The organism is Streptomyces sp. NPDC057565 (genome assembly GCF_042801455.1).
GTDB lineage: Bacteria > Actinomycetota > Actinomycetes > Streptomycetales > Streptomycetaceae > Streptomyces > Streptomyces yanii.
The window spans coordinates 1-11,296 of the sequence record NZ_JBHVFU010000119.1 but is presented as its reverse complement, the minus strand read 5'-3'; the positions used below and the strand labels follow the sequence as shown (position 1 = coordinate 11,296).

Genomic DNA, 11,296 nt, shown 5'->3' with positions numbered 1-11,296 from the left:
AAGCGGCCGAAGCCGGTGGTCTTGCCGCACCGGATGTGATCCTCGACAGTGGCATGCCCGCGGTGACGGACCTCCAGGAACTGGGCGGAACCACCGCCGGAGTGCGGGTGTCGGTGAGGAACACCTGATGCCGCAGGCCCTCGTCCTGATCGAATAGGGACAGCTGGGCTCCGGGGTGCGGCCGCTCCCGGCGCACGATGATGCGGGTGCCGGGCGGATGGCCGTCCAGATCGACCATCCCGGTCAGCTCGGTGACCTCGGCGCCATCACGCAGGGTCCCGTCCTGGTCCAGGGCGGGATGCCAGAGGCGGTCGGGCACCGAGCGGATCGCGCGGCGGACCGGCTCGGTGACCGCGTATCCGACTGAGAAGAAGGTGCGGATTCCTCGTTTCCGCACGTCGCGGACATGGGCGAGGAAGGCTTTCGCGGATCCGGCACTGTCGGCGCGGACCAGGATGTCGGTGCCGTGCCGGTGAGCGTCGGGGATCTGCGCGAGCGCCTGGTCGAGGACCGCAACGTGATCGGCGGCAGTGTTGGCTCCGGAGTTACCGGGCCGCAGCCGCCCCGACACGGCCTCGCCGGTGTTCGCGAGGAAACACAGCAGCGGATGGAAGCCGAAGCCGCCCTTATAGGTCGGGGCGGCCTGTTCCTTTTCCGAGTGGCAGGTAACCAGCGTGGCGTCGAGGTCCAGAACCAGGCCGGGAAGTTCTCGTCTGCCGGCCCGAGCGGCAGGTATGCCCTCGCCGGTCTCGGCGGCCTGCATCCAGGCGATTTCCCGGGCTGAGGCGCGGGCCGCTCGCAGCGAAGCGAGTGCAGCCTCGTCGGTGTCGGCGAGCAACCGCCAAGCCGTGGGCGTGGAGGCGACCGGGCCGAACATCTCGCCCTGGTCCCGCAGCACGGCCAGATCCGCGATCGCCTCACCGCCGTCGGCGAGCATCACCGCGAGATCGGTGGCGACCCGGCCCGGATCATGCCCGGTCCCGCGCGGCCGAAGCGGCCTGAGAGCGGCGGAGTACGCGGCGGTCAGCCCGGTGGCATCAGCAAGATCCGCCAGCAACCGTGCCCCGGCATGCCCGACCACCCCCGAACCATCGGCACTGACATGGACCTTGGGACGCAACCCGATAGCCTGCACGTAGAAAGTGCCCTCCGCCTGGACCGACAGAACCCCTCAACAAGGTTCATCGTCCCAGGTCAGGAAGGCACTTTCGCGTTTCCGCCCCAAAGCCAGCCGTCCCAACCGAAACGGCGAGGCTAACGGCTCAGCTCGGGCGGGAGCGGTTCCGTCTCGTCACTTGGGAGGGCGAGCGCCCACTTCTCACCCGCGTCGTCCCGCACAGTCCTCCTGTCCGCGGAGTCGTGCCTGGGGCGGACGCGGGCGAGCCGGATGGCCGAATCAGACGGTCAGAACGATCTTGCCGAAGGCGGCGCGGGACTCCAGCAGAGTGTGCGCGGCCGCGGCTTCGTCCAGCGGGAAGGTGCCGTGCAGCACCGGCTTCAGGCGGCCTTCCCGCAAGTCGGTGAAGACAAGTGCGAAGGTCTCGGCGGCGGTCTTCGACGGCGCGCTGGAGAGACTGAGGGCCGAGATGGTCCAGGACTGCTGGAAGTTCGCGAACAGTGCCATGCCGAAGTCGGGGGTGGGGGCACCCGCGACGACACCACTGATCACGTACCTGCCGTTCGGGCGGAGCAGGGGGATGAAGTCGGCCACGTCGGAACCGGCGACGATGTCGATGACGGCGTGATAGCGGCCGTCCGGGCCCGGGTCGACCGCGTCCACGCCCACGACTTCCGTGGCCCCCAGGTCGTACAGCCGCTGCGCGACGGACCGGTCGGGAACGGAGGCGATCACCGTCGCACCCCGAGCGGCCGCGAGCTGGGTGGTGAGCACGCCGATCCCGCCACCGGCGCCGCGAACGAGCACCCGCTCGCCCGCCCTGACGTCGGCCCTTTCCACGCTTGCCGCGGCGACCAGGGAATTCACCCCGAGCGCTACCGCGTCATGGGACGAGACGTCCTCCGGTAGTTCTACGAGAGATTCGACGGGCACCATGGCGCGGTCGCTGTAGCCGCCGCCGTGTCCGGTCGTCGCGAAGACCCGGCGTCCCACCCACCCGGCGTCGTCCTCCGAACCGACCTCGACCACCGTGCCCGCCACCTCCAGACCGGGTACGGTGCCGGTGCCGACGTCAGGATTGGCGCCCTGCCGTAGCAGAACATCGAAAAAGCCGACCCCGGCCGCTGCCACCGCCAATACGGCATGGCCCGGCTCGGCGGTCGGGTCCGGCCGGTTGACCAGCTTGAGGTTCTCCGGACCACCGAATTCGGTGATCTCTACTGCACGCATGATGTCTCCTCGTAGGTGTTTTGTCGCGCATGTGGCTGCCGAACAACGAGGCTCAGACGTCCTCGGTGACCTCGATGCCGCGGCACCAGAGACGCTAACCCGCTAAACGGACGACCTCTTCCATTTGTGGTTAAGTGAGAGACATGCCTGTTCAGCCGTCTCGAAACCAGTCCTCGTCCGCCGCCGGGACCCCCGTCCGGGGGCAGCGAGCCGACGCCCGGCACAACCACGCCCAGCTCCTCCAGGCCGCCCGCGAGGCGTACGCCCTCAACGGCACCGACGTACCCTCCAGCACCATCGCCCGCAGGGCCGGCGTTGGCGCCGCCACCCTCTACCGGCACTTCCCGACCCGGGGCTCGCTGATCGCCGCGGCGTTCTCCGAGCAGCTCACCGAGTGCGTCGCAGCCTTGGACGAGGCCCTACGGGACGACGATCCCTGGCGCGGTCTCTGCTCCGCCCTCGCCAAGGTGTGCAGGATGCAGGCCGAAGACCGCGGGTTCAGCGCCGCGTTCCTCGGCGAGTCTCCCGACGATCCCGACCTTCATCGCGAGCGCGCCCGCGCCGAGGCAGGACTCGCCCAGCTGGTACAACGCGCGAAGAACACAGGGCGGTTGCGCAAGGACTTCGATCCCAGCGACGTCACCCTCCTGCTCCTGGCGAACAGCGGCGTCGTGCGACAGTCCCCGGAGGCGTCCCTGGCCGCCTCTCGCCGCCTGCTCGCCTACTTCCTCCAGTCCTGCCGGGCCACGGATGGGGCGCCGTCCCTGCCCCCGCCCGCACCGCTCCGCCTCGACGACCTTTACGGGCTGCCACACCGAACTGACTGACCGGCGACTTCCGCCTGGGGCGCGCCCCAACGCCTGCCCCTGAATTCCCGCCCCGGTACGCAGCGCCCAATGACCTCGTCTTCGGTCTCGTCCGGCACTGACATGAACCTTGGGACGCAACCCGATAGCCTGCACGTAGAAAGTGCCCTCCGCCTGGACCGACAGAACCCCTCAACAAGGTTCATCGTCCCAGGTCAGGAAGGCACTTTCGCGTTTCCGCCCCAAAGCCAGCCGTCCCAACCGAAACGGCGAGGCTAGCCTCGCCGTTTCGGTTGGGCTGAGGCGGCTGCGTTGATCATCAACTGTTGGGTGGTCGAGGCGATTCTGTTGGCTGGGCATGGTGGAGTCCCGGCGCAATGGTCGGGTTCTCTGGGTCCTTCGGGTCGTGGGTGGGCGGGGGGCCGCAGGTTAGTCGACTGGTCGGGGCAGTGCGGCAAGGCGGTGGAAAGCCGTGGCCAGTTCGTGTCTCCAGGGCCAGGTCGCCGAGATCCGCAGGCGGAGGCGGCGTCCACCGCGGGTGAGGCGGGCGGCAACGTGTAGCAGCCGGTAGCGAAGTTTCTTGGGTTCGGCGGCGGCGAGTTCGCCATCCAGCAGGAGGACGCGGGCCCAGGCGAGGAGATCGATCGCCGTGAGGCTGAGTTCAAGGCAGGTGGCATTGACATCGAAACGGCGGGAGGGGAAGCGGCCGAAGCCAGTGTTCTTGCCGCACCGGATGTGGTCCTCGACGGTGGCGTGTCCGCGGTGGCGGACCTCAAGGAACTGTGCGGAGCCGCCGCCGGAGTAAAGGGGTATCGGTAAGGAATACCTGGTGCCGCAGGCCCTCGTCGTGATCGAACAGGGACAGTTGGGCGCCGGGGTGCGGTCGTTCGCGCCGCACGGTGATGCGGGTGCCGACCGGGTAACCGGCGAGGTCGACCATGCCGGTCAGTTCGGCGACCTCGGCGCCGTCTCGCAGTGTCCCGTTCTGGTCCAGGGCGGGATGCCAGAGAGCTTCGGGCAGTGAGCGGATTGCACGACGGACCGGCTCGGTGACCGCGTATCCGACCGAGAACCGCAGGTTCAACCCGTGCTCGCGCAAGGTCCGGATGTGGGTGAGGAAGGCTTTCGCGGATCCGGCGCTGTCGGCGCGGACCAGGATCTGGGTGCCGTACCGGTGAGCGTCGGGGATCTGTGCGAGGGCGTCGTCCAGCACCGCGATGTGGTCGGCGGCGGTGTTGGCTCCGGAGTTACCGGGCCGCAGTCGGCCGGACATGGCCTCGCCGGTGTTCGCCAGGAAACACAGCAGCGGATGAAAGCCGAAGCCGCCTTTGTAAGTGGGCGCGGCCTGTTCCTTTTCCGAGTGGGAGGTGATCAGCGTGGCGTCGAGGTCCAGGACCAGGCCGGGAAGCTCTCGTCCGCCGGCCTGGACGGCGGGTATGCCCTGGCCGGTCTCGGCGGCCTGCATCCAGGCGACTTCCCGGGCTGAGGCGCGGGCCGCCCGCAGCGAAGCGAGTACTGCCCCGTCGGTGTCGGCGAGCAACCGCCAGGCGGTGGGCGTGGAGGCGACCGGTCCGAATACCTCGCCCTGGTCCCGCAGCACGGCCAGATCCGCTATCGCCTCACCGCCGTCGGCGAGCATCACCGCGAGATCGGTGGCGGTCCGACCTGGATCGTGCCCGGTGCCACGCGGTCGCAGCGGCCTGAGCGCAGTGGAGTAGGCGGTGGTCAGACCGGTGGCATCGGCAAGATCCGCCAGCAAACGTGCGCCCGCGTGCCCGACCACCCCCGAACCGTCAGTGGAGACGTGGAGCTTGGGACGAGAACCGATACCCTGCACGCAGAAAGTGCCTTCCGCTTGGACCGACAGAACCCCTCGACAAGGTTCATCGTCCCAGCTCAGAAGGCACTTTCGTATTCCCTCCCCGCTTCCGGCCTCATCTCAACCGAAACGGCGAGGTTAGGGGATCACTACGTACGGGCTGCTATAGGCAGTGCCGCCGCTGTGCAGGAGCACCTTGCAGGACCCCTGGTTACCGACCGAGAAGACGAAGCTCTTCCTCTGGCCTTTCGAGATGGTGAAAGAGCCGTTATCCCATTTCGAGAACCCATTTATGCACATCAGTTGGAACCGTGCGGTCACCGTGGCCCCCTCCCGCTTATCGTAGGCCGCGTCATAACCGGCAGGGGAACCCGAGATGCCGGTAGCGCACACTTTGCCATTTCCGATGTCCGTACACTTCGTCACGCCGAAGCCAAGGGCGCCGATCGTTCCGGCGTGAGCCTCGGCTGCGGAGACGGTGGTCAGCGGCACCGCAGTACACACTGCCGCGAGCGCGAGAGTGGTTATCCGACGACGTGTCATCACTGTTGGTCTCCTTCTTGGATGGGATATCGCGTGCACGCTTCCGTTCGTTCGCGAGCACTGAGCCATATCGAGCGGTGCGGGGTGGTCGCGGCCATCAACGAGTGGCTGTGACCACCCCCAAAAGCATTCCTTTAGCAGGAGACCCGCAGCTGGTTGGACGCCTTCGTCCGGTACTCGCCGCCGATGGTCGTTCCGCTGATGAGGGTGCGCCACGTCTGGGTGCCTGTGCCGCTGCAGTTCTGCCGGACGTAGGTGTCGTAGCCCTGGTGGGCGGTGGCCGTCGCGTAGTCCTTCCAATACAGGCCAGTCCATCGCTGGACGGTCAGCTTCGCGGTCGACGTGCTCGGGCAGTTGCTGAGACTGCCGTACCCGACGATGTAGCTTCCGCTCTTGTAGGTCGTACCGATCTGCACGTCGCAGGTGGCAGCCTGGGCCGCCGGTGCGATGGTGATCGTGCTGGCGCCGAGCGCTGCGGTGAACAGGGCCACGGCGATGTGCCTGTGCGTTTTCATGCTGCGAGAGCCTGCGGTGAGAAACCTGCGCATGAGTGGTCAGAACCTCCGGATTGCATGACTGATGGCGAGAGCCGGCGCCAGCTCTGGAACACAGCCTGCGTTGATCAGGCTGGCCATCGCGACCTCTTGTGCCACGATTCGATCAGGTTCGAAAGGATGGCCGCGAGGCACGAGTGGCGAACAACGGGGGAGTCATGATCGAGCTCACTGTGGACGTTGCCGGACTGGCCCGCACCCGCTTCGCCGTCTCGCCGTTGCACGAGGTCGTCGCGACACTGCTGCCCTGGGGCCTACAGCCGGCCCCCCATGCCGATCCATGGGTTGCTCGCGCACGGCGCACGCTGCGTCGGGCCCGGTTGCCGTTGTTGTCGGAACTAGCGCTCGCCGGGCAGGGATACGTGCCCGACTTCCTCAACCCGTTTCCTACCGGCCCCTCACCGACCATCGAGGAGGAGTTGGAGCGGGTCCGGCGCACCCCGCCCGGACGCGTCCTGGACGAATTGGAGGCGTTGCGCGTCGGGCGGCCGCTGAACGGCCTCGCTGGTTCCGAGTTGCCAGAGGGGGTGCGGCGGGCCATGGCACGCGGCGGTGCTCAGGTGGCCAGGCAGGCAGCGGACGAGTTACGGCGCTATTGGGAGCTGGCCTTCGCCCCACACTGGGAAGCCGCCGGTGCCGTACTTGACGCGGAAGTTGACCGATGCGCTGGCGTGCTGGTCCGACAGGGTGCGGCCAAGTTGTTCAACTCCATCCACGAGGGCATCAGGTGGGCGAACGGCACCCTCCACGTCGAAAGCCGCTTGCGGATCGTGTTGCCTGACGTACCCCTCGTCGTCGTCATGCCGTCACTGGTCGCAACCAGGCCCGCCGCGCACGTGGACCCTACGTACGACGAGGAACGGCCCCCAGTGCTCGTCTATCCCGTGCGCGACAAAGTCGTCGCTGGTGTCACAGCTCCAGCCGCCCCCCGTGCCGAGATGTCCCAACTGCTCGGCATCACCCGGGCCAGCCTGCTCTCCGCACTGACACGACCAGCCTCCACCGGTCAGCTGGCGGCACAGCACTTCCTGAGCCCTGCCACGGTCTCCTACCACCTGGGCGTACTGCACCGAGCCGGCCTCGTCACCCGCGCCCGGTCTGGCCGATTGGTGCTTTACAGCTGCTCCCCCGAAGGATCGCGACTGGTGGACGGTGGTAACAAGTCATCTCATTTGGGCCGGTAGGCTGCGGTCGTGGCGATCGTGGAGCGGCTGGTGCCGGACGGGTTGTGGGAGCTGTAGTCGTTGTGTTCAACGTCGAGGAGTACGCCCTCGACCGGCCGGCCGAGCTGATCGCGAATCTTTTCTGGGTCACCGCCGCGCCACTCAGGCCATGGCTTGGACCAGGTTTGTCCCTCGTCGGGAGGAACATTGACCGGAAGGCCTGCCGCGAGGAATGCGCGGTAATCGTCCGCGAACTCGAAGGCGTACTCACGCTCGATGCGCGCGAACTCGGCTGCTGTCAGTCCAGGCTCGAACCTATAGAGACCTGTCTGTGCCAGGCGTCGTGCGGCCTCCGCGCCAAGGCGTGCCCCTTCATTGCTGATCATTGCCGCACGCTAACGCCGACCGCGGCCCGACATCACCCGAGTTAGGCGCGGCCTTCGACTACCTGCGGCTGGTCGAGGGGGCGCTTCATCCTCGGCGGCCGTCTCCAGAGTGGCTTTGAGGAGCCGGTAGCTCTTGGCGGCCGTGGTCTCGGCACCTGTTGCGTCGAGCCGTTCCGAGCGCCAGGACCGCACGCGGGGCGCAGTGATCTGGTCGAGGTCCAGGTCGTCGAAGGCCGGCAGGATGTGCAGCCGCAGGAGTCGCCGGTACAGCTCGTCGGTGATCTGCGAGAGACGGCGTTCCTTCACCCACAGGAGCGCGCACTCCTGAAAGCTCACGGCCCCGGCGTCGGGGTCCTGCGGAGCCGAGCTCCGCGTCTTTGAACTGCGGAGGACCAGCCAGGGCTCCTCGCTTCGAAACCATCCGTATGTCCCCGGCGAGTGTCGCCGAATCGGTTCCGTCCGGTCGGGGGCGCACACAGGTCGCCCACACGTACCTGCGGCCGGGCTCAGATCCAGGTGTCGAGCCACATCCTGGCGCGCCAGTCGGCATATGGGATCGTCTGCCCGGTATAGATCGGGAAGAGATAGATGAAGTTCCAGGCGATGAGCAGGACGAGCACGCCTGCGGCCACCGCACCTCGTATGCGGCGCTTGTCGGCCGCTCCCGGCGGACCCAGCAGGGCTCCCAGCATCATCGTCACGGCCAGGCTCAGATAGGGCACGAAGACGACCGCGTAGAAGGAGAAGATCGTGCGGTCCTGGTACAGGAACCAGGGCAGATAACCGGCGGCCACCGCACACAGGATGGCGCCGGAGCGCCAGTCGCGGCGCAGCGCCCATCGGTAGAGCAGGTACACGAGTGCGCAACATGCCGACCACCACAGGAGCGGTGTTCCCAGGGCGAGGATCGCCTGTGAGCAGTCGGCCGTCGCGTGGCAGCCGTCTTCCCCGGGATTTGGCGACTCGTAGTGGAACAGCACCGGGCGGCCGAGGACCAGCCAGCTCCAAGGGTTCGACTCGTACGTGTGAGGAGTGTGCAGCCCCACATTGAACCGGTAGACGCCGTACTCGTAGTGCCACAGGCTGCGGAGCGGGGCCGGAATCCACGACCACGTGCCGCCGCGGCCGTCCGCCCAGTGGCGTCCGTAGCCATTGTCGGACAGGAACCAGCCGGTCCATGACGCCAGATACGTCAGGGCAGCGACCGGGACGAGGGACAGCACCGACCAGCCGAAGTCCTTGCGCAGCACCGCGCGGTAGGGGCGCCGCGCCCCCGCTACGCGGCGAGAGCCGACGTCCCACAGCAGGGTAAGGATCACGAAGAAGGCGAGGAAGTACAGGCCGTTCCATTTGGTTGAGGCCGCCAGTCCCAGGAAGAGGCCGGCTGCGAGCCGCCAGGGACGCACTCCCGCCCCGGCACGGTCACCGGCGTGTCCGTCCGGGCGTACCCGGCCGTCCTCGTCGACCGGCAAGGCTGCCGCGAGCCGGGCCCGCGCACTGTCCCGGTCGATGAGCAGGCATCCGAACGCCGCCAGTACGAAGAACATGACAACGAGGTCGAGCAGAGCGGTGCGGCTCATCACGTAGTGCAGACCGTCCACCGCCATCAGCGCTCCGGCCAGGCAGCCCAGCAGTGTCGAACGGAACAGGCGGCGTCCTGTTCGGCACAGCATCAGCACCGACAGCGTGCCGAGGACCGCCGTCATGAAGCGCCAGCCGAACGGGGTGACGCCGAACATCCACTCGCCGAGGGCGATCACCCACTTGCCCATCGGCGGGTGCGCGACGAAGGCCCCGGCGTCGGAGAGCGGGATCACCTGGGGATCGGCCAGGATCTGCGGGTCGGAGATCTTGCGGTCCGGCCAGGTGCTCTCGTAGCCGAGCCGCAGCAAGGACCAGGCGTCCTTGGCGTAGTACGTCTCGTCGAATACGACCGCCCACGGGCTGCCCAGACGCCAAAAGCGTGGCAGCCCGGCAAGGAGCGCCACCAGCAGCGGCCCGCCCCATCCCGACCAGCGCGCCAGCCGGCACGCCGCTACCGGGGACAGCCCGAGCGCGCGCCACAGCCGTGACTCCGGTTCGGGAAACGGCACGACCAGGCGGTCGCGCACGGACGTACGCGGGCGCTCGACATGCCCGAAGCGGCGCAGCCGCTGCTCCCAGGAGATCGGCTGGCAACTCGCCGCCTTCCGTGGCTCGTCGACAAACGCGGGCGCGTTCTCATGGATCACGCGGTGAGCTTTCTACTCGTGGAGAGCAGGACAAACGGGGATCAGCTGCCCGGAGGTCGGTGGTAGTCACGCCGGCTCAGTCAGTCCTCACTGATCGGGACCGCTTGAACCTGGCCAAGGAGCTACCTGGGTGGTTGAGGTCCATGTCGGCATCTGCACAGGCCGGCGCGTTGAGGGGAGGTACGGCATCGGCACTCCCTCGGCAGTGGAGGCGGGGCGGGCCGTCGACGGCACCGGGACCGACTCGGCAGAGGTGACCGGGCGGGGCCGAGGACCAGTGGGTCCGCCCTGAGTGAAAGAGCTCGGCAGGACCATCAGTCCGACTCCAAGTCCGGCGATGGTCAGCACGGATCCGGTGGCCATCCAGGCCGTCCGGACCCGTTGGCGGGCGCGAACGCTTGCTTGCAGGCGGTACTGGTGCCGGTCCTCGTAGGGCGTGTCCTCTTGGCTGTCACGCATCATTCGTGCCAGCTCCTGCTCGAAGTGATCCATGGCTCCTTCTTCACTCGACCGGCTCGACTGCCTCAGCCAGAAGCCGCCGCAACCGTGCAACGCCGCGTGCCGTGAGTGAACGCGCGGTACCCACCGGGCATCCCAGCACTTCCGCGACGTGCTGCTCGGGCAGGTCCTGGTAGTAGCGCAGCACCACCGCAGCCCGCTGTCGTGCCGGCAACAACGCCAGCATGGCCTCCAACCGGGTCCGTTCGTCCACGGTGGCGATCTCGTCCCCCACCTCGGGCGGGTCGGGCAGCTGGTCCACGGGGTGCTCGCCCCACCAGCGACGCCGTGCCGAGCGAGCCGCGGCACGGGCCAGGACCCTACGCACATATGCCTCGGGCGCCTGCTCGGCCACCTTCGGCCAGGCAAACCACAGCTTGACGAGCGCCTCCTGCAGCAGATCCTCCGCCCGGTGCCGGTCTCCGCCGGTGAGCAGCCGCGCCAGGTGAAGCAACGTCGACCATCGAGCCGCCACGAACCGGTCGAACTCATCGGCCCGCAACTGCCCCATCAGCGTCGACCCCTTACCTTCCTGCCGAGCACGCCGGCTTCTACGCAGCCACGTGGGGCCGCAGGGCAGCACACGTGTCATCGACCACGTACGCCGCCGCAGGACCGCGGACACGCCCCTACACCTTTAACAAAGACGCTGGCCCCCACCCCGCTATGCACCCTCGCCATGTGGTGTGGATCACACACGCCGTCCTGGCGGTGCTCACGGTCCGACTTGCCTGCCCCGCCCTCCCCTTGTGCAGCCGTCGGAGCCTGACTGACACCGGCTCAAACGCCGGTCTGCGTTGAACAGCTCGCGGTGCTCCAGGCAGTGGTAGAGATGGCCGATCATGCGGTTGAAGCAATGCCACGAAGTTAGCGTCGCAGCCGCCAAGTCAAGGGCGGTCCGAGATGAGTGGTTCTGGCGGTGCAGGGCGGGATCCCTTGGTAAGAGGAA

The 11,296-nt window shown here is 67.7% G+C and carries 9 protein-coding genes and 2 pseudogenes; 2 read left to right on the top strand and 9 right to left on the bottom strand.

Annotated features, from left to right (window positions below):
- Window positions 1-1,165, bottom strand: a pseudogene (locus tag ACFU8W_RS51150) (IS1380 family transposase); the annotation flags it as partial.
- A gap of 231 nt (window positions 1,166-1,396) precedes the next feature.
- Window positions 1,397-2,347 carry a zinc-binding dehydrogenase gene (locus tag ACFU8W_RS51145; RefSeq protein ID WP_345519898.1) on the bottom strand — a complete coding sequence of 317 codons (951 nt, stop codon included), beginning with the start codon at window positions 2,345-2,347 and terminating at the stop codon, window positions 1,397-1,399.
- Window positions 2,348-2,490: 143 nt separating this feature from the next.
- On the opposite strand from ACFU8W_RS51145, the gene ACFU8W_RS51140 reads away from it, so the two are divergent.
- Window positions 2,491-3,174 (top strand): TetR/AcrR family transcriptional regulator, encoded by a 684-nt coding sequence (locus ACFU8W_RS51140; RefSeq protein ID WP_345519900.1) that lies wholly within the window; start codon window positions 2,491-2,493, stop codon window positions 3,172-3,174.
- A gap of 408 nt (window positions 3,175-3,582) precedes the next feature.
- On the opposite strand, the pseudogene ACFU8W_RS51135 reads toward ACFU8W_RS51140, so the two are convergent.
- From ACFU8W_RS51135 to ACFU8W_RS51125, 3 genes and pseudogenes are all read right to left on the bottom strand, one after another.
- A pseudogene (locus ACFU8W_RS51135) lies at window positions 3,583-5,020 on the bottom strand (IS1380 family transposase).
- Between the two features lie 90 nt (window positions 5,021-5,110).
- Entirely contained in the window at window positions 5,111-5,515 is a 405-nt protein-coding gene (locus ACFU8W_RS51130) for a hypothetical protein (RefSeq protein WP_384052690.1), read from the bottom strand.
- A 134-nt stretch (window positions 5,516-5,649) separates the two neighbouring features.
- Window positions 5,650-6,030, bottom strand: coding sequence for a hypothetical protein (locus ACFU8W_RS51125; protein ID WP_384052689.1), 381 nt, complete (start codon window positions 6,028-6,030; stop codon window positions 5,650-5,652).
- A 197-nt stretch (window positions 6,031-6,227) separates the two neighbouring features.
- On the opposite strand from ACFU8W_RS51125, the gene ACFU8W_RS51120 reads away from it, so the two are divergent.
- Window positions 6,228-7,253 (top strand): helix-turn-helix domain-containing protein, encoded by a 1,026-nt coding sequence (locus tag ACFU8W_RS51120; protein ID WP_384052688.1) that lies wholly within the window; start codon window positions 6,228-6,230, stop codon window positions 7,251-7,253.
- Here the strand turns inward: ACFU8W_RS51120 and ACFU8W_RS51115 are convergent.
- The 4 genes from ACFU8W_RS51115 to ACFU8W_RS51100 all read right to left on the bottom strand — a co-directional run bounded on the left by ACFU8W_RS51115 (window position 7,238) and on the right by ACFU8W_RS51100 (window position 10,858).
- A complete protein-coding gene (locus ACFU8W_RS51115; RefSeq protein WP_384052687.1) occupies window positions 7,238-7,618 on the bottom strand; it encodes a hypothetical protein in 381 nt (126 codons plus the stop codon). The two genes, ACFU8W_RS51120 and ACFU8W_RS51115, sit on opposite strands and share 16 nt — an antisense overlap.
- Before the next feature lie 9 nt (window positions 7,619-7,627).
- The gene (locus tag ACFU8W_RS51110; RefSeq protein WP_384052686.1) at window positions 7,628-7,954 is read right to left on the bottom strand and encodes a hypothetical protein; all 327 of its coding nucleotides are present in this window, start codon (window positions 7,952-7,954) and stop codon (window positions 7,628-7,630) included.
- 170 nt (window positions 7,955-8,124) lie between these two features.
- Entirely contained in the window at window positions 8,125-9,849 is a 1,725-nt protein-coding gene (locus tag ACFU8W_RS51105; protein ID WP_384052685.1) for a dolichyl-phosphate-mannose--protein mannosyltransferase, read from the bottom strand.
- Between the two features lie 502 nt (window positions 9,850-10,351).
- Window positions 10,352-10,858 (bottom strand): SigE family RNA polymerase sigma factor, encoded by a 507-nt coding sequence (locus ACFU8W_RS51100; RefSeq protein ID WP_384052684.1) that lies wholly within the window; start codon window positions 10,856-10,858, stop codon window positions 10,352-10,354.
- Window positions 10,859-11,296: the final 438 nt, after the last annotated feature.

Excerpts from the sequence above, each read along its gene's own strand:
- ACFU8W_RS51145 (WP_345519898.1), bottom strand. The coding sequence starts at position 2,347 with ATGCGTGCAGTAGAGATCACCGAATTCGGTGGTCCGGAGAACCTCAAG.
- ACFU8W_RS51140 (WP_345519900.1), top strand. The coding sequence starts at position 2,491 with ATGCCTGTTCAGCCGTCTCGAAACCAGTCCTCGTCCGCCGCCGGGACC.
- ACFU8W_RS51130 (WP_384052690.1), bottom strand. The coding sequence starts at position 5,515 with ATGACACGTCGTCGGATAACCACTCTCGCGCTCGCGGCAGTGTGTACT.
- ACFU8W_RS51125 (WP_384052689.1), bottom strand. The coding sequence starts at position 6,030 with ATGAAAACGCACAGGCACATCGCCGTGGCCCTGTTCACCGCAGCGCTC.
- ACFU8W_RS51120 (WP_384052688.1), top strand. The coding sequence starts at position 6,228 with ATGATCGAGCTCACTGTGGACGTTGCCGGACTGGCCCGCACCCGCTTC.
- ACFU8W_RS51115 (WP_384052687.1), bottom strand. The coding sequence starts at position 7,618 with ATGATCAGCAATGAAGGGGCACGCCTTGGCGCGGAGGCCGCACGACGC.
- ACFU8W_RS51100 (WP_384052684.1), bottom strand. The coding sequence starts at position 10,858 with ATGGGGCAGTTGCGGGCCGATGAGTTCGACCGGTTCGTGGCGGCTCGA.